The sequence below is a fragment of the Roseinatronobacter alkalisoli genome, from assembly GCF_028745735.1.
GTDB lineage: Bacteria > Pseudomonadota > Alphaproteobacteria > Rhodobacterales > Rhodobacteraceae > Roseinatronobacter > Roseinatronobacter alkalisoli.
The window spans coordinates 249470-271307 of sequence record NZ_JAQZSM010000004.1 but is presented as its reverse complement, the minus strand read 5'-3'; the positions used below and the strand labels follow the sequence as shown (position 1 = coordinate 271307).

Here is a 21838-nt window from a genome sequence, read left to right as displayed (position 1 = left end):
GATTTCGCATAGTCGGGACGCAGACAAACCGGTTCCAGCCATGTTTTGCAACCTGCGCCCACGGTGGTCACGTTACGCAAGTGGAATATTTACACGTTCAAAGGCCGGAAACCACCATCATGGCGGCTGTTCAGCCGATCATCATATGTTCCTTGCCGATCAGGTCATAATGCCGTTTCAGCCGTTGCAGGGCGATACGCAGCACAATCTTGCCGGATCGCGCGGACCATCCCAATGCATTCTCAGCGGATTCCACGCCTTCCAGGTGGCAGCAGCAGCGCAAGGCAATATCCGCCAGCCCCGGTCCAAGCTCGCGCAGCACGTCCTGTACCCGCAGCCGGGCGGCGCGTGTGCCGGGTTTGGCAATATTGGCCCCGTGCAATCTGCGATCCTCCAGCGCCTTGACGAACTGCTCGGACGGTTGCAGCGCCATCCCGTCCAGTTGCGCCATCGCGAAATCCTCGCGCAGGCGTTCTGCCGCGCTGACAAGTGCGGGATGCAGGAACATCTCGCCGGATTTTTCGCGCCTGCGTGCAAGAATGCTGACAGGGCTTTCGGCCTGCCCGTAGCGCGCACGGCGGCTGGGATATTGCCCGCCGGATGACGGCGCGCACCGGTCATTGGCCCCATGCGTCAGAAGCGCTGCTTCGCCGGTTGCGGTAATGCTGTAGCAGGACACCCGGCCGGGGCGCGAACAGGCAATCCAGTCCCGCAGCGCCATGATTTCAGCAATATTGCGGTCCAGTACCGCAATGCGGGCTGTCTGTCCGGTGGCGGTTTCCAGCATCACCACTGCCTTGGGCATATCCGGCGCAACCACAAGCACCGCGCCCGGCGTTGTCAGATGACGCAGCACATCTATGGTCTGGTCATCATTCCCCGCGTCCGCCTGATCAACGGGTACGGTCACGGGGCGGGCAATGGTCATGGCAGCTTCCCTTGCATATTGGCTGGTGGACGACCGGCGCATTGCCGCGTCCAACCGGCTGAGGGCTTCATCGACAAGCGGATCGTCCCTACGGTTTTCAAATCTGCGCACCTGTCGCATGATCGTGGATGCGTGGCAGCCGCGACTGCGCGCAAGGGCACGCAGGGACATGCCACCTGCCGTATGCGACAGATACACCCTGACCCCTTCGGGCACCCAGTCCGGGAACATATTGGCGGGGGACGGGTCGCTTGGTGCAGACAGACAAGGCTTTGCTCTCATCGGGATCAGGCTCCTCCTTCATAACCCCACCACCTAAAATTGCATTGGTTACCGATTTCTAAACAATCGAGGCTCATTGATCATGAAACAGAAACAATAAACCCTGCTGAACGCATCGCGCGGTCCTCGGCATGCTGGCGCAACACCGCGAATTTCATGTCAGAATGATCGCTACCGACGATTCAGGAGTTGAAGAATGAAACCATTGCGCACCACGCTGGAAACAACAATCCGCCCTCGCCTTTTGGTTGTGGCAGCGCGACACGCCATGACTGACTACCACCGCGACAGGATGCTGCCGAAGCTGCTGGGTCTGCCACTGGCCAGCGCCCTGCCCCCCTTGCAGGACGTGCTGGAGCGCCTGACCCTGAGCGAAGCCATGATGGAACAGGCGCGGCGGCACCATGATGCAGGATGGCGCCCGTCCGAGCACGTTCTGGTAATGGCGGCGCTGATGTCGGAAACCCTGTATCTGCAAGGGTCACAGGCCCGGCCCCACCATGCGTTGCATGAAGCACATGACATGCCCCCGCAAGCCGCATGCCGCTGACCGCGCAGGGTATTTTCGCCGCCCGTCGCTACGCGCTACCCGGCGGATTCCGGCAGGGCCGCCGCACGCAGCGCATCAAGCGCCATATCCAGAACTTCAGTCCCTGCGCCCTTGCGATGGGCATTTTCCGACAGCGCACGGCGCCATGCGCGCGCGCCCGGCTGGCCAGAAAACAACCCCAGCATATGGCGCGTCACGCTGGCCAGACGCACACCTTTGGCCAGTTCCTGCCGGATATAGGGGCGCATCGCGTCCACCACGGCAAAGACATCCCTGCCCGGCGCACTGTCCCCGAAGATCAGGCGATCGGCATCTTGCAATATATCTGCGGGCCGCTGATAGGCCGCCCGCCCGATCATCACCCCGTCCAGCCCCTGATCCAGCAGCGCGCGCGCCTGCGCCAGCGATGTGATCCCCCCGTTGACGGAGATATGCAGATGCGGGAATTGCGCCTTCATTGCCAGCACAAGCGGGTAATCCAGTGGTGGCACTTCGCGGTTATCCTTGGGCGACAGCCCTTGCAGCCACGCCTTGCGGGCATGAATGATGACGCGCGTCACCCCGGCTTGCGACAGGGTGTCCAGAAAGGCGGGCAACACTGTTGCGGGGTTCTGTTCATCCACGCCGATGCGGCATTTCACTGTCACTTCTGCGGGGGAGGCCGCGATCATCGCCGCGCAAATTTCGGCAACAAGGGTGGGATTTTCCATCAGCACTGCGCCAAAACTGCCCGATTGCACCCTGTCAGACGGGCAGCCGCAATTCAGGTTGATTTCCCGGTACCCCGCCTGCCACCCCAGATGCGCGGCCTGCGCCAACTCGCGCGGGTCGGACCCGCCAAGCTGCAACGCAACCGGATGTTCAGCGGGCGCATGTTCCAGCAAATGCAACGCCCCCCCACGCACCAGCGCCGGCGCGGTCACCATTTCAGTATAAAGCAGACTGTGCCGCGACAACAGCCGATGGAAAAACCGGCAATGCCTGTCGGTCCAGTCCATCATCGGCGCGCAGGATAATCTAGCGTGTTGGTTTATTTGCATTTTTTGTGTATCTTCAAACTGTTGGCGGCGGATGCTGCTACGCTGGAATACGCCCCAATATCACCGATATTTGCCCCTCTACGACGACTCATTGCACACATGAGCCGCACACGAAAATAGCCTCTATCACCAAGTTACCTTCCGGTGCCTACCGGGTCCAGATCAGTCGAAAAGGCGACTCACGCGAGCGAGACATTTTTGCGTCGCGACGACGCCCGGAAATGGGCGCGTCAGGCCGAGACTCTGGTCGATCAGGGGCTGCCGCCCAACAGATCGTCTATTGCCCGTCTGCACACATTCGGCGACCTGGTTGACCTTCATATAGCCGATATGTGCGCTGTAGGGAAACCACCTCGTCGAAGCAAGGCGACAACGCTTGCGTCTTTGAAGCGCGAGCTGGGCATGCAAAAACCTCCGCGGCGGGGCCAGCGGAGGTTTCGCAAGTATCGTTGGTTGCGGGGACGTGTAGCCAACGCTACTTGCGATTGGTTGAGCGCCAAACTCCAAAACTCGCAGCATAGTGTAACTCTTTGTCGTCGTTTGGAAAATCCTGTTTTCGAAGCTCGCACAGCTCGCATCAACTGCAGAGGCCGGTCAGTTTCCGAACGGAGTGACAGCCGTACTGGTGACTAGTTGAACAGCGCTTCCAGCGCTGATCGGTGCGCCGCATGCTTGGCCAGGTTGTCGCTCTTCAGTTTCTCCAGATTGATCAGCTTCCAACGAACCGCAGGCAGGTCAGCCGCCCGCGACCGCTCGATAGCGTCAAAGTCGGGCGCACCGTCATGCAGGCTCAGAAGAAACGCCCTGGCCTTTTCGTCAAGACGAGACCGGATGTCCGCGACCAGCCGTCTGCGGGTTTCGAGCAGATCATCAAGGCTGATACGTGTCTTCGTCATGCCTTCGAACTCTTTCAAATAAGGCTGGTCCAGGTCGATAAAATTCGGGGTCAGAAGTTCATGCGCCGGGCGCGATGAACAGGCGATGTAGATCAGGAAGGTCCGGAACAGATCTTCCGTCAGACCCTCATTTTCATAGAGCAGCCTGATGTCATAAAGATCACGCGGATGCTGCCGGTCCACTGCGGCATGCAACTTGCCACCGAACAGGTCTTCGAAGGAAACGACCTGCATCTCGGCATAGCCGAATTCATCCTCCACCGCATCTGACACCGGGCGCATCTCAGGATCGTGGACAACGCCACGCATGACAGGCGAGGTTTCGATCTTGATCTCGGCGCCGCCCAGACGAACGAGAACGCGGGTGGCGCCCCCTCCCCCACCCTGAATGCGTTGCGTCTGTGACCCGGCTATGCTGCCATCGATGGCAGCGGCCATACGATCCATCGCCTTGTTGATTTCGGCCAGGCTTTCGCGGCGATCCCTGATCGGCAGGTATGTCAAATCGATATCGACCGACAGGCGAGGCAGATCACGATAGAACAGGTTGATCGCTGTGCCGCCTTTGAGCGCAAATGCCTTTTCCTTGGCAACATGTGGAAGCAGGCGCACGAGCAGCGCGACCTGGGCTTCATACTCCTTACGCGCCATCGCCAGCCCCGGTCGCTACGAAATTCTCCGGCACCATGATACGGTAGCGCGGGTGTATCCGGCCTCCCTTGACCAGAGCGCGGTCACCACTGCCGAGATTGAATTCCCCGGCATCAAGACGTTTGCGCCAGGGATGATCGTGGCGATCGGCAAAAACGAAGAACAGCCGCTTCACCTTGATCTTCCTGCAACTGTGCAGCAGCGCCGACAGCAACTTCGGCCGCAGCGTCGTCAGGCTCTCGAACACCATGTCGAGGTTGTGGAAGCTCTCGCGGTCGGGCAACTCGTCCATGGCTTCCAGGAGCGCCCGCTCGGGAGACGACATCCTGAGTTGCCAGTCCCAGGGATGGATTTGCCCTGCATCCTCGCTATCATCGGGAAGACCAAGCTGCGGATCGTCAAAGAGGGACCTGTTGCGCGTCTCAATCGGCGCGTTCAGCGGCAGCTTCGAAAGCCAGTTCGGTATGGCTTCGCCATAGACCCATACCGGGGCGTTGCCGCCCAGACGCAGGTAGTGGCCGTGCCCCTGCTGGGCGAGCGCCGTCATGCCGCCGACATGGACATCGTAGCGCATGATATGCTGGACGGAGAGCAGGCAGATCTTCCAGTCGATCATATCCGACGCAGAAGCGCCCGGAGTCGGGCGACGGAAAACGCCGCGGGTCAGACGCTCAAGCCAGCCGCGCTTGACATAGTCGCGAAAGCTCTCATAGGCGATGCCATGGGCGGTGAGCCACGCCGCATCGACCAGATACCCGGAGGGCACTGCATCAAGGACCTTCTTCAGGTTTTGCGCTCTTTCGGCCATCATGACGCCTATAATGGCACTTTTCCAAAGCGCATGCCATATATCTCTTTAAGAAACTCCCAAATCCAGCGCTCCAGGCACTCTAACCAGGGATTTTCCAAGGAAGCCCGGAGCGTACGACACCCCCTGCAGCCCGGGACATGTCGTGGTGGTTCGAAAAGACCGACATACGTCGGCGATATCTCGCGGGCCAAAACTGCCACTCAGCCTCCTCGTAAGCAACGCCACTTCACGGGATTTTTCTGCTGTCAGCTGCATTCACGCAAAAATATATCAATGTTGTGGCATCATCGTCGTGGAGGGCGGACTGCTGACTGTGATGTTGCGGCATTGCATCCGCAGGATTTTGCTAAAGCGGCCGGTTGTTGCGTTGAACTCGACGGGGGGCAGTGCGCAAGAAACGGAATTTGCGAAGTCGTGACGATGTCAGAATAACGGTCCTTGAGACTATCCTGAACCATGCGCCTTAACGTGACGACTTCTCGAAGAAGAGATCAACGTATATACATCAACGATATGTTCCCGCCCGTAACAGGGCTTCCAACGGGCCCCTTTTCCCGGATTTGGTGACGAGTCCTATCGTGAGAACAGCCAGAACCGAAATGAGCAGGCCAACCGGAGCCAAACCAGCAAATCCTATCCGGCCGAACAGTCCTAGGCCATAGCCGCCAAACACAAAACCCGCAAGAATACCCTGCAGAACATAGACTGATAGCGAATTCTGGCCCGCTGCCACCAACACAGACGGCAGGGCAATCCGATCGTTCAACGTCAGCATCAGGTGCAGATAGACGGCTGCAAGCATCGGCCCTCCGACCGCGATGCAGACAAACCCCAAGAGTTGCGGGACTTCTTGTTCTGCCGGGAACAATCCCCCCATCGAGGCAGCATAGGCAATGTTGAGCGGAACCCCCGCCAACAGGAGCCATGGGAGTGAGCGTCGCAGCGCTGCCCTGCCGGGGCTGCCCGTGGAAAAAAACTGCGTCTTGGCGGCGGCGAGTCCCATGGCGAAAGCCCCAAAGGCCAAAGGTCCCTGAAACAGGAGGAGAAAGCCCAGAGTTCCAGGCCAGTCGGCCAGCCGTGCCTGTGTCGCCTGGAAATAGCTACCGCCGAGTCCGGGGCCGGTGACTGGCGCGAACTCCTGGGGAAGCATCACGGCGAGGGTGACGAGGAAAACAGCGGCAAGCGGAACCATGCAATAGGCAACGCGCATGAGGGTCCGGGGCGACCGCGCATGGAGTGGCCAGATCAAGACGCCCAGAAGCGCGTAGATGAGCAAGATGTCGCCAGTGAACACGAGCACCGCATGAAGGCAGCCCAGAGCCGCAAGGCCGAACATGCGGCGCCCAAACCGGCCTGCGAATGACACGCCAGCACGACGCGCGGACTGTTCCTGAACGTGAATTCCCCAGCCAAAGAGAAATGAGAACAGCACAAAAAACTTAGACTGAAGCAAGGCTTCGATAAGGAATGCCGCGATCTGGTCGGCACCGCTCAAAGCCGGGGACAGGGCAACGTCGACCGGCAAGCCAAGGAAGACGACGTTCACGATGCAAATGCCGATCAGTGCCAGTAATCGGATCAAATCGACGGAGGTATTGCGATTGGGTATCGGCATGGTATTCTCCGGTTGAGCGGTTGCTCAAGCCATATTGAGCAATCGCTCAACGCCGTCAAGGAGGTTGTTTAGTGCCCGTCAGTGATAAAAGTGCCCCGAGCCGCCGGGAACAACTCGTCGAGGCCACCATCGCGCTTGTTCTCGAAGTTGGTCTGCGCGCCGTCAAAACCCGTGACGTGACCGAGAGGGCTGGCGTTGGCACCGGGCTTTTGAACCACTATTTCCGCTGGCCGGAACTCAGGGCGCTGGCTTGGGCGCGACTGTTTGAAGAGGTGACACAGAGCCAGTTCGCCAGTTCGGGAGACCCAAGGGAAGATCTGGAAAGATATTTCACAACAGCCTTCACAATGGATTCACGCCGTTACTGGCACCTTTGGATGGAGGCGGCGGAACTCGCTGCGACGGATGAGCCCATGAAGACCGTATTCGCCAAGATGAGTGTGCATTCACGCGGTGGCCTTTGCGATCTGCTTCGTGCAGGTTGCGCAAAGGGTATCTGGAACCTGGAGAACCCGGAGGAAACGGCTATCCGCCTCAGTGCAATGTATGACGGCCTGGCAGGAATGCTCTTGTCACCAGCGGAAGAAATGCACCCCGAAAAGGCTGAAGCGCATCTGCGCAGGGCCTTTGCCAACGAGTGCCGCGGGCTGTAATGCGAGGCGGTATGGTCCTGCAAATGCTGCCAATTGTCCAATGCTATTGCTCCCCCAACCGACTACGGTGATTGGAATCGCCCACCCCTGTTAGGACAGTAGCCCGGTCACGCTTGGCACCGGCAACCGACATTGACACAGACTTCGGACACATAGTACGTTTAATCGTATTAACGTACTATGTGGGCGTTTCCGATGGACGACAAACCCGATCTCGCTGCACGTGTTGCGGCACTGGAAGAAGCCGTGGGTCTGTTGCAGAAAGCTGGATCTCGCCTGCCGCTTGAGCGCTTGCGCAACGAGGCCCCTGCCGGTGGCTCAGTGCAGTTTGGAGGCACCGTCGATATGCCGGGGCCATCGCGGGTGGACTGGCAGATGGGCCATCCGGCGCACGGACTTCTGCACTGCGACTGGACCGAGATCGCGCATGTCCTTTCCGCTCTGGGACATCCGATCCGACTGTCTTTGCTGCAAACGGTGCTGAACGGTACATCCGAGACCGCTTCACTCGCCGAGACGCTGTGTGAGGGCACCACAGGGCAGCTTCATCACCATTTGCGCGAACTGACTGCCACAGGATGGTTACGCAACGAGCGGCGTGGCCGCTACTCGATCCCGCCAGATCGGGTTGTTCCACTCTTGGTGATCGTCGCTGCGGCAGGAGGGCCACAAACCGGGCAGGACGCGCCATGACCGTCGCTGACAGCTTTGCCTGCACAGTAACAATCCGGTTCGACCCTTGGGGATATGCGGGCGATGACGCGCTGGAAGTGCTGTTGCCGCTGCCCTCGGATGACGGGTATCAACGCATCCTCAACCTTGATGCGCCAAAGGGCCAGGAGTTCATGGATGTGCATGGCCACCGTCGGCTGATACGGCTGGAACATGGTCAAGTCGCCACTGTCACCGCAAGGATCGAAACACAGCGGTTGGCACTTGGCAGCTATCTGGATTTGCCACCGCCAGGTTCTGCCGACCTCGACGAAGGTCCGATGACCGTTTCACATCCCGCATTGTATGATCTTGCACTCCGCAGCCTGGCCGGGATCGCAAACCATTCAGAGCGCATCTCTGCGCTGGCCCGGGCTACGGCGGATGCGCTGCGCTACCAGTATCCGCGCGACGCGCGCGGAGCCGCCACATCGCTTCGGCGCGGCTCGGGCGATTGCGGTGAATACGCCTTTGTATTCGTGGCGCTTTGCCGCGCTGCCGGTATTCCGGCGCGACCTGTGTTCGGGCTGATCACGGCACCCTGGATGGCCACGCCCCATGCCTGGGCCGAAGCCTGGGACGGCGACGGATGGCTGCCCGTCGATCCCAACCTCGTGCGTGAGGGCGGATATCTCGGGCCCATTCTGGACACCGGCGCAGCAACGCGAAACCATGTCGGCGCGCTCGACCCCTACCGCATGGTGCTGTCGCGGCATACGGGGCTGCCGTGGCCGGGTGCTGTGCGACAGATCTCCTCCGACAAGGTCGAAGGTCTGAGCCTCACACTGGACGGGCTCGGGCCTGTCACCTTCTGGCACGAGGCGCCCCATTGGCGGGGAAAGCCTGTGGTGCCGTTTCTTCAGATGCCCTGGACGGTGATCCGCAACCCTGCAAGACCTCATTTCGCCCTCCTGCGTCGCCTGCGCCCATGGCGCTTCAGCATTCGCCAACCCTCACGATATTTGCCGCGCAGCCCCTTCGTGCTGGCCGACATCGTGGCGCTGCACCCGCTAAAGGGTGTCGCCGGGGTTGTTTTGACATCGCTCGCGCTGCCGTTTCTTCCCCCTCTGGCACCTCTGCTGCAAGGTGTGATCTGGGTCTGGTTCGGCGCTTTCGCACTGGGCTTTCTGCGCGGCATGCGGCTTATGCGCCTTCGCTCGCCACTCTGGTCGCGGCTTACGGCAGCGCGCAAACGTAACGGCGAGGTGAAATGAATACCGAAAAATTGAACCTTCAGCCCATTTCCTTTCGCTCTGACGGACTGGCACTTTCGGGCACACTGACCATGCCGAGGATCGCAACACCGGCACCCTGTGTCGTGATGGTGCATGGCAGCGGGCCGCAAGATCGCGATGGCAACATAAAGGGCTTTCGCACCGACATCCTCAGGTACATCGCGGAACATCTGGCTGCGCAGGGTATCGCCTCGCTGCGCTATGACAAGCGCGGCTGCGGTCAGAGCGAGGGGCACTTTGGTACCGCCGGTCTGCTGGAAATGGTCGGCGATGCGCAAGCGGCGGTTGCCTGCGCGGCACGGCAACCCGGCATCTGCCCAGACCGGATCTTTGTTCTGGGACATAGCGAGGGGGCTGTTCTCTGCCCCGATATCTGCGCGGGCGGCGCGTTCACCCGCGGTGCCATCATGCTCTGTGCAAGCCTGCGCAGCCTGGAGGAGGATCTGATCAAGAACGCCGAAGTGCTCAACCGCGACCTGAAAACGCTGAAAGGGCTGAAGGGACGCCTGGCGCGCTGGCTGTTCTACACCAAGGATCCGCAGGCGGTGGTGGCGTCCCTGCGCCAACGGGTCGAAAACACCCGTCGCAGGCGGATGTGGGTTTCCTTTCAACGGGTCAGCACCAAGTTCTACCGCGACACCTTCAATTACAATGTCAGGCAGCACCTTGTGACCTTTCGAAAGCCGATTCTGGCGATCGGGGGCGGCAAGGATTTCCAATGCCTGCCGGAAGACACTCTTGAGATCGCCGAACTGAGCCAGGGACCGGTCATCACCAGGATCATGCCGGACATGAACCACATGCTGCGAAACCAGCAGGAAGAACCAACGATGCTCAACTACAAGGCCCAGAGCGATGAGCCCGTGCTGGACGAGGTTCCTCGCACCGTCGCGCATTGGGTGGCCGGGTTCGCGCCCCTGCAGGCAAGGGGTGACGGTGGCGCGGATCATGGCGGCCCGAGCCCCTCGGCGCCTTAACCCACCCCAGGGGACATGGCAGCTTCCGGCTCCAGATCGAAGTCATAGAACAATTGTGCCGGTGCCGTTTGGGTGCCCATCATGACGAAATCCTCCAATCCCTTCATAATCGAATGAATCAAAAGACCTGCCGCGCTGCAACAAAGGCATTTTCAACAGCATCAGCCCAAACCGATCCTTTGTCTGTGTGCAGCGAACGTCTGTTCTTAGTAGTGCTTGCCTAACTCAAAACAGAAGCGATGTAGCTTTTCAGGGAGGTGCTCCCGAAGGTAGGCTCATCCAACGGCATCGTTTTTCCGTCGATCAAACGGCGGGTCATACAGGCATAGGAGGCGGCGGCTTCTTCCGAGAATCCGAATTCGCGAAACGTATTTTCAAGCGCATCTCGCGGTACTTCCTGAACCTCCACCTTGCGGCCTATCATGTCTGCAAAGGCAGCCGCGACATCGTTGGCAGTATAGCGCTCCGGCCCCTCGATATGCTCGATCCCAACATCGTCTGTGCCTGACATCAGCCGGCGTGCGGCGGCAATTCCGAGATCGGCAGGTGCCACCATCGGTATGGTGAGAGCGGCAGGAAAGAAGCTGGGTAGTGCGCCGTTCTGCTGAACCAGCTCAGCCATACCGGCCCAGTTGCTCATATAGTATCCAGCACGATTGATCGCGGCAGGAATGGTTTGTCTTTTCAGCGCCAGTTCGAACGCGTGCAAGATGGTAAGATCGCCGCAGCATTCACCATCGAAGGCACCATAGGTCGATGCGGCGACGACTTTTTCCAGACCCGACCCATCGAGTGCCGACATTATTGCAGCCACATTTGCGCGTTCTTCCTTGTCGGTGGCGCTTGACGGGGGGGCTGGCGGATTGAGCAAAAAGGCACGCTTGCCTAATCGAAAAACTCCTTTCAGGGCCTCTACGTTGCGAACATCCGCAACGACAATTTTCGCTCCGGCGTCGTACAGGTCTTTCCCGTGGCTTTCGTCGCGCGTTACGATTGTCACTGCTTCGCCTTCGTCCAGAAGCGCGCGCGCGGTTGCCGATCCGACCTGTCCCGTTCCACCAAGTATTATGTACATCCCGATCTCCTTATAGAATCGTGGCCAGAGTCTAGCAGCCAAGTTTGACAGAAAATGTCAGGAATGATTGGTCAGAGGTTCGCGTCGGGTTCGCGCTTGCGATAGTCCGCAAGAAGGCTGTTGCGCGATCGAGGGGTATTCACTTTGAGCACGGTCAGGCTGTCGAGGCGGTCAATGCGAAAATGGCGGAAAGCCGTGCGCAGTTCGCACCATGCCGCGAGCATTTCTACCTTATCGAAAAAACCCAAGGCCACAGGCCAGACAACACGGCAATTCGGGGCCCGACCATCGGTCCTGTAGGCGATTTTCAGCTTCCAGTGATCCCGCATGGCGCGTCTGATCGTCCTGAGTGCGTCCTGTCGGACTATCTCAGGCGGACCTACAGTAAGTCCGTTCTGCATCATCTGCGCTTCGGCATGGTCTCCCATCCCGTCCGTGACCTTAAGCAATGCGGTGTCCGCCGCCTTCGCGATCTCGCTATCGCCACGCGCACGCACGAATCGCAGACCCAACAGAAGGGCATCCGCCTCGTCGCGCGTGAACGCCATCGACGGCAGAAAGAAGCCCGGACGCAAGATGAAGCCCGTGCCTGGCTCGCCTTCGACCGGAACGCCCAGCACCAAAAGCGTTTTCATATCCCGATAGATGGTGCGCTCGGAGACACCAAACTGTTGTGCCAGAGATCTCGCCGTTACGGCTCTGCGCCGCTCGCGGAGGGTCTGAAGAAGCAGAAGAAGACGGCCTGATCGTTGCATTCGACAATCATAGCTGGCTAAAGGATTTACAGAAAGCTGCCTTTCAGTAAACGGCAGCAAAGTCCGCACCCCTATCATATTCGCCCGGATTTCGCTGCGGCACCAGCCGAATGGCGGCACTGGGTATCTTGCTGGCCATAATCGGGCGCGATCCCATTGGCGGGCCTCTGCGCGAAAGAACCAGTCCGTGGCCCAGCCCCAGAACACCCGCCCACCGATGCTGCAAATATGCGACAGACTAAGGCAGGCATTCGCCAAGGGCAGTCCAAACCCCGCCCCAAGGCGCAGGAATTCTATCAGGTGAGTCCATAGGATGAACTGTGCCCCGTTATTCAACCCGCTGGCCAGATTGTTACGGCCCAGAACCGGATTGCGCAGCAGCACCCAGATGGCAGACAGCTCGCTGCGCACAGTCACACGCGGAACCTGATAGGCGACATGCTCGCGTGGTAAAAACAGAAAAGCCAGGCCGCATGCCGCTGTCACCGCGCCGGTGGCGACGACAACGACTTGCCATCCCAGTATCGGGGCCAGTAATGCAGCGCTTGTACCCAGTGCGCCCCCTAGCGGCACACCAGTCTGTTTAATTCCCATCAATGTGGCGCGTATCGAGGCCGGATACCAGAGCATGACGGCCCGACCCGCTGCGGGATTCACAAGGCTATACCCGCAACCGATCAGTAACATACCCCCAAGTGCAGGGCCGATACTCTGAGCAGATGCGAATACCATGACACCCGCCGCCATGATCCATCCGGCCAGAAACAGCGATCCGCGCACCCCGACCATGTCGCTGCAACGTCCGGCCGGAATTGACAGCAAGGTGATGCCCAAGGCGTAGGCGCTTGCGATGAGCCCGATCTCGACGGCGGAGTAGCCAAATTCCGCAGAGATCAATGGGGCGCACGCCAGAACCACCAGCAAATTCATCGCGCCAAGACAATGCGCGCCGACGAGCAAACCAAAGTGCGGCCAAGCCTGCTGAGGGCCAATCGGTGAAACAGACATGGCGAACGTGCCTTGTGATCAGAGTGTCGCCGAAGGTAATCGCATCAGATCGGTTGCACCATCCAAAACCCACGTGATTCCGCACCCAGCCTCAATTACAGAACTAAAGACCAGAATTCAGATAAAAGTAAGTTAATTGGGCTTCAAGTTCACAGCCTTTCGGAGAGAACGACTTTCTTGATGCTGTTACCGTAGTCTGACCTTGAAAATGACGCACTCACGCTCCGAACCGCTTCGGGCACAGACAAGTCTGAGATTAACAGCACGACGTCACGAAAATAATCACACAGAGAGATCGGGGCCAACCTGATGCCGGATAGCGACTGATGCTGCTTGCTGCAGCGCAACCCAACAAGGAAGAAAGACATGTTCCATATCACATCCAAGCTCAAAGGCTCTACCGCAGTCATTGCGACTGCCACAATGGTGCTGGCCCCTGTATTTGCGAGTGCAAGCCCATTGGGGAGTGACCCGATCCGACTGGTCATACCATTCGGTCCGGGCGGCGGCAGCGACATCACCGCGCGCGTCCTGTCAGCCACTGCGCCAGAGTTTTGTGGCCCGCGGATTGACGTGGTCAGCATGTCCGGAGCTGCTGGCCTTGAGGCGGTAAATTTCGTACGAAGCGCTCCCGCCAATGGCCACACGCTGCTGGTGTCGGATTATGGCCCTGTCGTGACATCGGGCTTTGTCGATGAAGTTGATTGGTCCCATGATGACTGGCAGCCTGTCATGAACTTCACCGAGTGGCTGCCGACTGTCTACACACGCCCAGACCATGATATCCAGACGATCGAAGATTGGGTCGCCGCTGCTGAATCTGACCCCGGCAGCATCACGTTTGGTCACGCAAACCCCCTCGGCCTGGTCCACCTTCCGTTGATCCTGTTTGAAATGGAGACAGGACTTGAAAACATCCATGTACCCACGTCTGGCGGCGGTGAAACCCGCAGCCTGATTATGGGCGGCCACATCGATCTGGGCATGACATTGCCCGCCAGCATTGCGTCCGAAGTTGCGTCTGGTGAGTTGACAGCACTTGGTGTTTTCTCGGAAGAACGCTCGGCCGTATTGCCTGACACGCCGACGTTCCGCGAAGCTGGATATGATGTGGTATTGCCGGCGTGGCTCATGGTGATTGCGACCTCTGACGTTCCCGCAGAGACTGTCGAGTTCTTGCAAGATTGCTTCATGGAGGCACTGGCCTCCCCCACCGCAGTGGCAATGAGTGACCGCGTCAATGCCGGGATCGAGCCCATGAATTCGGAGGATTCTACCGCGCTTTATCAAGCGACGGTGACCTCGATCGAAGGCATCCTCCGCAATATCGGCGAGATCGACTGATCCGCCCTCAGGCTCCCGCAGTGACAACTCGCGGGGGCCAATTTCAACACAGGATCCCGGCGCCTTGTACACCGGCGTGTCCAGTATATCACAATAACAGGATTAAGGCGGTCCCTCATGATGCTGGAAGCCTTTGTTGACGCGCTCCACCTCGCTTTCAGTCCCGAAGTCATCCTGTATGTAGCAATCGGGGTGTTCATGGGGGTCACGCTTGGCGCAATCCCCGGCCTGAGCGGCGACATGGCGATTGCGATCTTGCTGCCGATTGTTTTCTTTCTTGAACCGGCTGCCGCACTTGGCCTGCTCACGGGCATCTACAAGGGGGGGATGTTTGGCGGCTCCATCTCGGCCATATCCTTCGGCGTGCCGGGCACGCCCGGATCTGCCGCGACGGCCATTGACGGCTATCAGGCGAAACTGAAAGGATACCCGAACAAGGCCCTGAACACGGCGCTTTATTCGTCAGTCATCGGCGATACCACGAGCGATTTCGTACTGATCTTTCTGGCGCTTCCGCTCGCGATTGTGGCGCTGACATTCGGACCGGTGGAATTCTTCGCGCTTTACGCCTTTTCGCTTTTGCTGATCTCGGCGCTGACCAAGGGCAAGGTTGCCAAAGGTGTCGCAATGGCGGCACTGGGTATCTTGCTGGCCATGATCGGGCGCGATCCCATTGGCGGGTCCCTGCGGCTGACTTTCGGCATTCCCGAGCTTGCAGGCGGGTTGGCTCTGATCCCTGTGCTGGTGGGTATTTTTGCAGTTTCCGAACTGATCATCCAGCTTGCGAAAGCATGGATGGAACGGGCACGTCGCATTGTTGACGATACCAAACAGCAGGCGCAGTCGCTACTCGGAGATTACGATGCGAGCAAGGACAAGCTGTCCTTTGCAGAGTTTCGCGCCACGATGAGGGCGACGTGGATCGGCACGACAATGGGCACGCTGATCGGGGCCTTGCCGGGCGCGGGCTCATCTCTGGCCGCCTTCATCAGCTATGGTCTGGCGCAGCGCTTTTCGCGCAAACCAGATGAGTTCGGTAAAGGCTCCCTGGAAGGGGTCGCCGCAGCCGAGGCAGGCAACAGCGCAACATCGGGCTCCACATTAATTCCGCTGTTTGCCTTTGGTATTCCAGGCAGTGCCACCGCTGCACTATTTGGCGCTGCATTTATCCTCATGGGGATGACACCTGGCCCAAGCCTGATCAATGATCATACCGAGGTGATCTATGCGCTGTTCCTGATCCTGATCTATGCCAATATTATCAATCTTGGTTTGTCTCATTTCCTGCTGCCGCTGTATTCCAAGATTGCGATGATCAAGTCACGGATCTTGTTGCCGATTGTTTGTGTGCTGGCCATTCTGGGTACATTTGCCGCTGGAAATTCGGTGATTGATGTCTGGGTGTTGCTGTTTGCCGGATTGTTGGGCGTTGTGCTGCGGATCTATAACTTTCCGCTGGCCCCGCTGATCCTTGGCTTTATCGTGGCACCGGGTGCCGAGCGAGCGTTGCGCCAGTCCTTGCTGATCGGGCGCGGCGAATGGACTCATCTGCTCTCGAGCCCCATCGCGCTTGGTCTGTATGCGGTCGCGGCCATCATGATCTTTACCTTCACGATTGTCATGCGCGAGCGTAAATAACCCCAGTTCCGAAAGGGTGCCAAAGATGAGAAGTGCCATATCCACTGCATTTACCCGTCTGGATTTCTATACAGGTCTGGTCACTATTCTGGTAGGCGCCATTGGTCTGCTGGACATCGCTTATGGCAGTTGGCGACCGGGGCCTGGGCTGGGGCCGCATGCCTTCCCTCAGCTGGCCTATATCACACTTATCATCGCAGGACTGGCAATCTGGGTTGATGTGATACGCGGCAAATCTGACGAACATCCAGAGAATCTGCGTGCCATCCTCATCACTGGTGTGGGACTGGTCGCGATCGGAATGGGCATGTTCTGGCTGATCGGAAAACTAGGGCTGATCGTAAGTGTCGCCGCAACGCTGATCGGGTCAAGTTTCCTGCTGACGCGTGACCCACTGCGGCACTGGCCAAGCACGATAGTCGTCCCCATCATCGCCACGGCAGTGATCTGGTTGCTGTTTGTTCAGTTGATCAACATACCGCTGCCGCGAGGCTTATTGTTCTGAAGCAATGATGTTTCTATGAATCAGAGATGCCGCTGTGCCGACAATGAACGCAGTATCGGCATAACCAAGCGAATTCCTTTCGAGATCATGCAGCGATTTTTGCAAATTGCCATTCCAGGACAGACGGACATCTTCATATGGCACCAGAACAACCGTCGGGCAATACGCTGGCTGTTCCTTGATGCTGCGTGGCGCGTAGGTGGCCGCTTCAGATCATACCGCCGACTGCCTGACAGTCCGCAAAGGGCCGGACACGTCGAACTGGCCGGGATATGCGCTTGGGGCAAATCGTGAACTGATACAGGTGAACGGCAGCCTGCTCGCGGTATACGGCTGAGCGGCTATTCCATCTTGGCATCATCGGGAGTGAATTTGCCGCGCCGCCACCGGGCGCGAGGAGTCCAGAAGCGACATTGATCGACCTGCGTGGTTAAACGGTGCATCACGGTCACTCTCCTACGACCATGACCTTTGCAGCTTCGTTCCTGATGTCCTTGCTTGCAAACGCACTGGGAGAAATGCCCTCGTGCCGGACAAATGACGCCTGCTTCAGCGCTGATGGTCTTGTTGGTGGTGTCGTCATAGACGCAACTGCGAACGCCGCCTTCGCGGGACGTGCGATCCTGTCACTTCACCTGACAAACGCGAACTCGCAAGAACCCGCCAGAACGCGATATTTCGCGATCAGAACATGAACACACACTGCACACGGCATCTCATAACATATTGATTTTCATAAAGTATCCATCTAGTCCACCATCGGCACAATAGATAGTCTGGCGTTTTGATTCATTTGCATTTTTTGTGTATCTTCAAACTGTTGGCTCTGGGCCATGCGACGCAGGAATACGCCCCGAATTTGCCCCCGCTACAACGACTCTTTGCATACATGAGCCGCAAACCGAAAATGACCTCTCTCACCAAGTATCCCCATCCCGTGCCGGCCCTTGGCCCGGACTAGACGTGGTGCCTGCAAGCGCGTGCCTTTCCCGCCTCAAGACCTTTGGTGACGTCTTCGGCCCCCACATAGTCGATATGTGCGACCTGGGCAAACCGCCGTACCGCAACCTGCCTGCAAATCATCAAATTACCCCGCAGGACCGCGGCGGTTATACAAGCAGGGCAAGTGCAATGCCCCTGCCCGCTAAATTTAAGAAGTAGTATCCGGTTAACACCCGGCATCCATGCATCCGCCCTACCCTTCCGGTTACCGTCAGCAAGGGAGGATGCAAGATGGCGAAGATCCTGATGATCACCGGCGATTTCACCGAAGACTATGAAACCATGGTTCCGTTCCAGACACTTCTGGCATGCGGCCACAGCGTTGATGCCGTTTGCCCTGACAAGAAAGCCGGGGATACGGTCAAGACAGCCATTCATGATTTCGAGGGCGACCAGACCTATTCCGAGAAGCCGGGCCATAATTTCGCGCTGAACGCGGATTTTGATGCCGTCGATGCAGCCAGCTATGACGCGCTGGTTGTGCCGGGTGGCCGGGCACCGGAATATCTGCGGATGAATCCCGAAGTTCTGGCCAAAGTGCGCCATTTCTTCGAGGCCGACAAGCCAGTCGCCGCGATCTGCCACGGGGCGCAGTTGCTTGCCGCCGCTGGGGTGCTCAAGGGGCGGACCTGCTCGGCCTATCCGGCCTGCGCCTATGAAGTTACGGCCTCTGGCGGGACATTCGCCGATATTGCGGTGACAGAGGCGGTAACCGATGGCAATCTGGTCACTGCGCCCGCATGGCCCGCGCATCCCGCGTGGCTGCAGCAGTTCATGGCGCTTCTCTGAACGCCAACGGAAACAGGAGGCCCTGCGATGTGCGAACTTTTCATCAAGGCGGATGCCGCGCAATGGCAAAGCCGCACCCACAGTTTGCGCATCGACGGGGTCGCCACCTCTATCCGGATTGAGAACCATTTCTGGGACACGCTGACGGAGATCGGTGCGCGCGACGGGATGAGCGTTGCGCAGCTGATCACCCGCCTCTGGCATGAGGCGATGGATGCCGATCATGATCTTGGCAATTTCACTTCATTCCTGCGGGTATGCTGCGCGCGCTACCACGCGCTGATCGCCGATGGCGAAATCTCTGCCGATCCCGGTGTGCCGATTGCGGGACATCCGGCGCAGGACATCCTTATGAGAGAGGCAGCACGGCGCGGCCTTCGCATGAATTAGCGACACTTGCAGTTTCCGCGCTTCAGCAAGATACGGAATGCCCCGGTGGCCATGCCCGCCTGAGTCATCTTTCCACATTTGCCCGCGTCAGGCCGGGTGCCCCCCATCCCAGCGTCATGCCCATAGCGGCGAAAAGAACGGCCGCCATGCCGGACAGCTGAATCGGCGCCAATGTGACCCCGAATGCAATTGCGTCGATCGTGATGGCTGACACCGGATAGACAAAGGAAAGGGCGCCTTGCAAATGTGTCGGCAGTTTCTGGATTGCACCATACATCAGGATATAAAGCAGACCAGTATGGATGACGCCCATGCCAGCCAGCATGAGCCAGCTTTGATAATCTGTCGGCAAATCAGTGAAACCGACGAAGGGCGCCAGCATCACGACACCAACCGAAACCTGAATCAATGTGATGAGATGCGGGCGCATCCCCGTAAGTTTCTTGGTAATCACTGCAGCAACCGCCCACAAGAATGCCGCGCCAAGCGCCAACAGGATGCCAGTCAGATAATCGGTGCCGACATAGACAGCGTCGGGCCGGTTTTGCGTAATTGCAATAACACCGACAAAGGCAACACCAAGCAATCCGATTTTCCTGATCGTCAGCTTCTCGCCAAAGAATATCGCGCCGAATACCAACAGCATGAAGGGCTGTGTGTTGTAGACAACAGTTGAAATCGATATTGAAGCCCGCGGAAATGCGCTGAACAGCAGCAACCAGTTAAGCACGATTGCAACCCCGCCAAGCGCTGCAAGACCGATCTGCCCTTTTGTCACCTGACCTTTGAACAACCCCATCCCTGCGCAGATTACCGTCAAGGCCAAAGCGCCGAAAAGGCAACGCCAGAAAACGACATCAATTGCAGGTTGGCCGGACATGACCACGAACCAGCCGATTGTGCCCATCAGCGTCATAGCGATTGTCATTTCAATGGAGCCGCGGGTTGTTTCGGTCATGAATGCGCCTGTGAGGAAACCAAGTGTTGACAGCAGGATCGCGTAGAATCGCAGGAAAATCCATGGATCTACAAAGGCGATTGTCAGAAAATACCTGATATTATAAGGTAAACTTAGAATATGATCTTCGAGGTGAAAATGCTTGATCAGGTTGACCAGAGTATCCTGAGGCATCTGGTGGAAAACGCGCGGATGTCGATCAAGGAGATTGCGCAACAGGTCGGTTTGTCGTCGCCAAGCATTTCAGACCGGATACGACGGCTGGAAGAGCGTGGAATCATTCGCGGCTACACGCTGGACATCGACCCGAAGGCACTGGGGTTCCCGCTGCAAGCCATCGTCCATATCCGGCCACTACCGGGAAAACTGCACGCTGTTCAGCAGCTTATTGAAGAATTAGCGGCGTTCGGCGAGTGCGACAAGGTTACAGGTGACGATTGCTATTTTGCCCGCCTTTACATTCGTTCGATCGAAGAACTTGATACGATCCTGAACAAGATTGTCGAAAAGGCAGAGACCAGAACCTCTATCGTGAAGTCACAACCTGTGTTGCGGCGGCCCCCGCCGTTTTAAGGGCCAGCCCGCTACGAAGCGATCTTCTCCCATTCTGACCTGACCAAGGCGTAAATGAATTCATCGCCCCAGCTACCCTCGAAGCGGTCATTGTGAATCAAATGCGCTTCACGGCGGAACTTCAGCCGTTCCATCACGCCCACAGACCCCGTGTTCAACGGGTCAAGGCGGGCAAAAATGCGATGAAACCCGCATTTCCGGAAGCCGGTATCAACCATGGCCTGCACTGCCTCTGTCGCATAGCCCTTGCCCGCATAGTCCGGATTAAAGATGTAACCCACTTCCCCCTGAAGGGCCGCCTTGTTGGCAATTTTCAACAACACCTCCCCCAGCACGACCGCATCATCCTTCCGCGTGACGGCTAGCCTGAATGTGTCCCCATCCTCGGTGAAGCGCCCGGGCAGCACGGATAAAAACTGCGCGTCGAGGGCCTGACCGGTTGGAACAGGCATATACAGAAAGCGGTATACGTCCGGGCGGCTGTGGTATGCGTCATAGGCGGGGCGATCTGATGGCTCAAACGGGCGAAGCAAAAGGCGGTCGGTGACGATCGGCAGGTCGAAATCGGTATTCATCGAGGAATTTCCAAAGTAGATGCTGTGCCCACGTATCTAAGGGTGCGGCGCAGGATCGGCAATGTCTGCATGCTGTCCTGGCCGGTCGCGACGGAAGCCTGCGGCTCGCCCACCGCGACCGGCTGGTATGCTATTGAAGGTTGGCGCACGCGCGAAACAAGCGGCTATATCGGCTGAAGGGACCGGGACGCCTCATCCAGTGCCGCACGCCAGGAACTGGCGGTAAACTGCCGGGCCGGTTCATCGGAAATAGTAACGCCAAACAAAATAAGATCGGCGTGGTGGTCGGCGAGTCTGGCAAGACTGTCTTGCAAAGTCGCAGTGTCGCCGCCTTCATCGGGAAAGACCGCGCCATGCCATTCGCCCCGCCGCGGAAAAATCGTGTCGCCGACAAACAGATAAGTCTCTCCGGTTTTGCTCCGCACCTTGAACGCGACATTGCTTGCAGTATGTCCGGGTGTTGCAATCACCGTCACACCGTCGTCAAACACCTCCCCGCCGTCGAGGGGATGGTCGAGTTCGGCATGCACTGCAACATCTGCGCTGGCGGCGCGATGGGCCAGCAATGTGGACCCGAAACGCTGGCGGATTCTTGCAATGCCCGGCTCCGCTTCGTGGCCATGGGCCAGGTATTGCCGTGAAACACCGCCCAACTGCGCAATTATATCATGGTCGGCGGCGTGCTCGCTGGTGTGGATAAGCAGATTGCCTTCTGGGCGCGTCAGAAAATAGCCGTGGAATTTCAGGTCGGGAAAACCCTCTGGTTCCGGAAAGTAAGGCGCAGTGATCCAGAGATCGGGGCGAATCTGTTGCATGGGTCATCTCCATTGACTTTTGGGTGATTCATTTCTACAAGTTAAAGTTAACTTGAAGTCAA

The 21838-nt window shown here is 58.2% G+C and carries 21 protein-coding genes; 11 read left to right on the top strand and 10 right to left on the bottom strand.

Features of this window, described 5'->3' with window-relative positions:
• Positions 1 to 130 precede the first annotated feature (130 nt).
• The gene (locus tag PUT78_RS07115) at positions 131 to 1210 is read right to left on the bottom strand and encodes a DUF6456 domain-containing protein (RefSeq protein WP_274351547.1); all 1080 of its coding nucleotides are present in this window, start codon (positions 1208 to 1210) and stop codon (positions 131 to 133) included.
• Positions 1211 to 1406: 196 nt separating this feature from the next.
• On the opposite strand from PUT78_RS07115, the gene PUT78_RS07110 reads away from it, so the two are divergent.
• Entirely contained in the window at positions 1407 to 1760 is a 354-nt protein-coding gene (locus PUT78_RS07110) for a DUF6477 family protein (RefSeq protein WP_274351546.1), read from the top strand.
• Positions 1761 to 1795: 35 nt separating this feature from the next.
• Here PUT78_RS07110 and dusA read toward each other — a convergent pair whose 3' ends face one another.
• The 4 genes from dusA to PUT78_RS07090 form a co-directional block, all read right to left on the bottom strand.
• The gene (gene dusA, locus PUT78_RS07105) at positions 1796 to 2800 is read right to left on the bottom strand and encodes a tRNA dihydrouridine(20/20a) synthase DusA (RefSeq protein WP_274351545.1); all 1005 of its coding nucleotides are present in this window, start codon (positions 2798 to 2800) and stop codon (positions 1796 to 1798) included.
• Positions 2801 to 3429: 629 nt separating this feature from the next.
• Entirely contained in the window at positions 3430 to 4347 is a 918-nt protein-coding gene (locus PUT78_RS07100; RefSeq protein ID WP_274351544.1) for a nucleotidyl transferase AbiEii/AbiGii toxin family protein, read from the bottom strand.
• A complete protein-coding gene (locus tag PUT78_RS07095; RefSeq protein ID WP_274351543.1) occupies positions 4337 to 5158 on the bottom strand; it encodes a type IV toxin-antitoxin system AbiEi family antitoxin in 822 nt (273 codons plus the stop codon). The genes PUT78_RS07100 and PUT78_RS07095 overlap by 11 nt, the downstream gene beginning before the upstream one ends.
• A gap of 505 nt (positions 5159 to 5663) precedes the next feature.
• Positions 5664 to 6773 carry a DUF418 domain-containing protein gene (locus PUT78_RS07090; RefSeq protein ID WP_274351542.1) on the bottom strand — a complete coding sequence of 370 codons (1110 nt, stop codon included), beginning with the start codon at positions 6771 to 6773 and terminating at the stop codon, positions 5664 to 5666.
• A 71-nt stretch (positions 6774 to 6844) separates the two neighbouring features.
• Here PUT78_RS07090 and PUT78_RS07085 point away from each other — a divergent pair, with 71 nt between their 5' ends.
• From PUT78_RS07085 to PUT78_RS07070, 4 genes are all read left to right on the top strand, one after another.
• Positions 6845 to 7426 (top strand): TetR/AcrR family transcriptional regulator, encoded by a 582-nt coding sequence (locus PUT78_RS07085; protein WP_274351541.1) that lies wholly within the window; start codon positions 6845 to 6847, stop codon positions 7424 to 7426.
• Positions 7427 to 7621: 195 nt separating this feature from the next.
• Positions 7622 to 8119, top strand: coding sequence for an ArsR/SmtB family transcription factor (locus tag PUT78_RS07080; protein ID WP_274351540.1), 498 nt, complete (start codon positions 7622 to 7624; stop codon positions 8117 to 8119).
• Positions 8116 to 9351: a transglutaminase-like domain-containing protein gene (locus PUT78_RS07075; RefSeq protein WP_274351539.1), complete on the top strand. Its 1236-nt coding sequence runs from the start codon at positions 8116 to 8118 to the stop codon at positions 9349 to 9351. Before PUT78_RS07080 ends, PUT78_RS07075 begins: the two co-directional genes overlap by 4 nt.
• Positions 9348 to 10349 (top strand): alpha/beta hydrolase family protein, encoded by a 1002-nt coding sequence (locus PUT78_RS07070; protein WP_274351538.1) that lies wholly within the window; start codon positions 9348 to 9350, stop codon positions 10347 to 10349. Before PUT78_RS07075 ends, PUT78_RS07070 begins: the two co-directional genes overlap by 4 nt.
• 220 nt (positions 10350 to 10569) lie before the next feature.
• Here PUT78_RS07070 and PUT78_RS07065 read toward each other — a convergent pair whose 3' ends face one another.
• Positions 10570 to 11424 (bottom strand): NmrA family NAD(P)-binding protein, encoded by an 855-nt coding sequence (locus PUT78_RS07065; protein ID WP_274351537.1) that lies wholly within the window; start codon positions 11422 to 11424, stop codon positions 10570 to 10572.
• Positions 11425 to 11495: 71 nt separating this feature from the next.
• Entirely contained in the window at positions 11496 to 13187 is a 1692-nt protein-coding gene (locus tag PUT78_RS07060) for an MFS transporter (protein WP_274351536.1), read from the bottom strand.
• Between the two features lie 366 nt (positions 13188 to 13553).
• Here PUT78_RS07060 and PUT78_RS07055 point away from each other — a divergent pair, with 366 nt between their 5' ends.
• The 5 genes from PUT78_RS07055 (at position 13554) to PUT78_RS07035 (ending at position 18855) form a co-directional block, all read left to right on the top strand.
• Positions 13554 to 14531 (top strand): Bug family tripartite tricarboxylate transporter substrate binding protein, encoded by a 978-nt coding sequence (locus PUT78_RS07055; RefSeq protein ID WP_274351535.1) that lies wholly within the window; start codon positions 13554 to 13556, stop codon positions 14529 to 14531.
• Positions 14532 to 14648: 117 nt separating this feature from the next.
• Positions 14649 to 16169: a tripartite tricarboxylate transporter permease gene (locus PUT78_RS07050; RefSeq protein ID WP_274351534.1), complete on the top strand. Its 1521-nt coding sequence runs from the start codon at positions 14649 to 14651 to the stop codon at positions 16167 to 16169.
• A 25-nt stretch (positions 16170 to 16194) separates the two neighbouring features.
• Entirely contained in the window at positions 16195 to 16674 is a 480-nt protein-coding gene (locus tag PUT78_RS07045; protein ID WP_274351533.1) for a tripartite tricarboxylate transporter TctB family protein, read from the top strand.
• A 1233-nt stretch (positions 16675 to 17907) separates the two neighbouring features.
• The gene (locus PUT78_RS07040; RefSeq protein ID WP_274351532.1) at positions 17908 to 18465 is read left to right on the top strand and encodes a DJ-1/PfpI family protein; all 558 of its coding nucleotides are present in this window, start codon (positions 17908 to 17910) and stop codon (positions 18463 to 18465) included.
• Positions 18466 to 18492: 27 nt separating this feature from the next.
• The gene (locus PUT78_RS07035; RefSeq protein ID WP_274351531.1) at positions 18493 to 18855 is read left to right on the top strand and encodes a ribbon-helix-helix domain-containing protein; all 363 of its coding nucleotides are present in this window, start codon (positions 18493 to 18495) and stop codon (positions 18853 to 18855) included.
• A gap of 64 nt (positions 18856 to 18919) precedes the next feature.
• Here the strand turns inward: PUT78_RS07035 and PUT78_RS07030 are convergent, their stop codons facing one another.
• Positions 18920 to 19813 (bottom strand): DMT family transporter, encoded by an 894-nt coding sequence (locus PUT78_RS07030; RefSeq protein WP_274351530.1) that lies wholly within the window; start codon positions 19811 to 19813, stop codon positions 18920 to 18922.
• 138 nt (positions 19814 to 19951) lie between these two features.
• Here PUT78_RS07030 and PUT78_RS07025 point away from each other — a divergent pair, with 138 nt between their 5' ends.
• On the top strand, positions 19952 to 20386 hold the full coding sequence (locus PUT78_RS07025; protein ID WP_274351529.1) for an Lrp/AsnC family transcriptional regulator: 435 nt from the start codon (positions 19952 to 19954) through the stop codon (positions 20384 to 20386).
• Between the two features lie 11 nt (positions 20387 to 20397).
• Here the strand turns inward: PUT78_RS07025 and PUT78_RS07020 are convergent, their stop codons facing one another.
• Together PUT78_RS07020 and PUT78_RS07015 are read right to left on the bottom strand one after the other, a co-directional pair.
• Positions 20398 to 20961, bottom strand: coding sequence for a GNAT family N-acetyltransferase (locus tag PUT78_RS07020; protein WP_274351528.1), 564 nt, complete (start codon positions 20959 to 20961; stop codon positions 20398 to 20400).
• 164 nt (positions 20962 to 21125) lie between these two features.
• Entirely contained in the window at positions 21126 to 21776 is a 651-nt protein-coding gene (locus PUT78_RS07015; RefSeq protein WP_274351527.1) for an MBL fold metallo-hydrolase, read from the bottom strand.
• Between the last annotated feature and the right edge of the window lie 62 nt (positions 21777 to 21838).

Excerpts from the sequence above, each read along its gene's own strand:
- PUT78_RS07045 (WP_274351533.1), top strand. The coding sequence starts at position 16,195 with ATGAGAAGTGCCATATCCACTGCATTTACCCGTCTGGATTTCTATACA.
- PUT78_RS07035 (WP_274351531.1), top strand. The coding sequence starts at position 18,493 with ATGTGCGAACTTTTCATCAAGGCGGATGCCGCGCAATGGCAAAGCCGC.
- PUT78_RS07115 (WP_274351547.1), bottom strand. The coding sequence starts at position 1,210 with ATGAGAGCAAAGCCTTGTCTGTCTGCACCAAGCGACCCGTCCCCCGCC.
- PUT78_RS07070 (WP_274351538.1), top strand. The coding sequence starts at position 9,348 with ATGAATACCGAAAAATTGAACCTTCAGCCCATTTCCTTTCGCTCTGAC.
- PUT78_RS07015 (WP_274351527.1), bottom strand. The coding sequence starts at position 21,776 with ATGCAACAGATTCGCCCCGATCTCTGGATCACTGCGCCTTACTTTCCG.
- PUT78_RS07040 (WP_274351532.1), top strand. The coding sequence starts at position 17,908 with ATGGCGAAGATCCTGATGATCACCGGCGATTTCACCGAAGACTATGAA.
- PUT78_RS07060 (WP_274351536.1), bottom strand. The coding sequence starts at position 13,187 with ATGTCTGTTTCACCGATTGGCCCTCAGCAGGCTTGGCCGCACTTTGGT.
- dusA (WP_274351545.1), bottom strand. The coding sequence starts at position 2,800 with ATGCAAATAAACCAACACGCTAGATTATCCTGCGCGCCGATGATGGAC.
- PUT78_RS07030 (WP_274351530.1), bottom strand. The coding sequence starts at position 19,813 with ATGACCGAAACAACCCGCGGCTCCATTGAAATGACAATCGCTATGACG.
- PUT78_RS07025 (WP_274351529.1), top strand. The coding sequence starts at position 19,952 with ATGCTTGATCAGGTTGACCAGAGTATCCTGAGGCATCTGGTGGAAAAC.
- PUT78_RS07050 (WP_274351534.1), top strand. The coding sequence starts at position 14,649 with ATGATGCTGGAAGCCTTTGTTGACGCGCTCCACCTCGCTTTCAGTCCC.
- PUT78_RS07075 (WP_274351539.1), top strand. The coding sequence starts at position 8,116 with ATGACCGTCGCTGACAGCTTTGCCTGCACAGTAACAATCCGGTTCGAC.
- PUT78_RS07020 (WP_274351528.1), bottom strand. The coding sequence starts at position 20,961 with ATGAATACCGATTTCGACCTGCCGATCGTCACCGACCGCCTTTTGCTT.
- PUT78_RS07095 (WP_274351543.1), bottom strand. The coding sequence starts at position 5,158 with ATGATGGCCGAAAGAGCGCAAAACCTGAAGAAGGTCCTTGATGCAGTG.
- PUT78_RS07055 (WP_274351535.1), top strand. The coding sequence starts at position 13,554 with ATGTTCCATATCACATCCAAGCTCAAAGGCTCTACCGCAGTCATTGCG.
- PUT78_RS07080 (WP_274351540.1), top strand. The coding sequence starts at position 7,622 with ATGGACGACAAACCCGATCTCGCTGCACGTGTTGCGGCACTGGAAGAA.
- PUT78_RS07110 (WP_274351546.1), top strand. The coding sequence starts at position 1,407 with ATGAAACCATTGCGCACCACGCTGGAAACAACAATCCGCCCTCGCCTT.
- PUT78_RS07065 (WP_274351537.1), bottom strand. The coding sequence starts at position 11,424 with ATGTACATAATACTTGGTGGAACGGGACAGGTCGGATCGGCAACCGCG.
- PUT78_RS07090 (WP_274351542.1), bottom strand. The coding sequence starts at position 6,773 with ATGCCGATACCCAATCGCAATACCTCCGTCGATTTGATCCGATTACTG.
- PUT78_RS07100 (WP_274351544.1), bottom strand. The coding sequence starts at position 4,347 with ATGGCGCGTAAGGAGTATGAAGCCCAGGTCGCGCTGCTCGTGCGCCTG.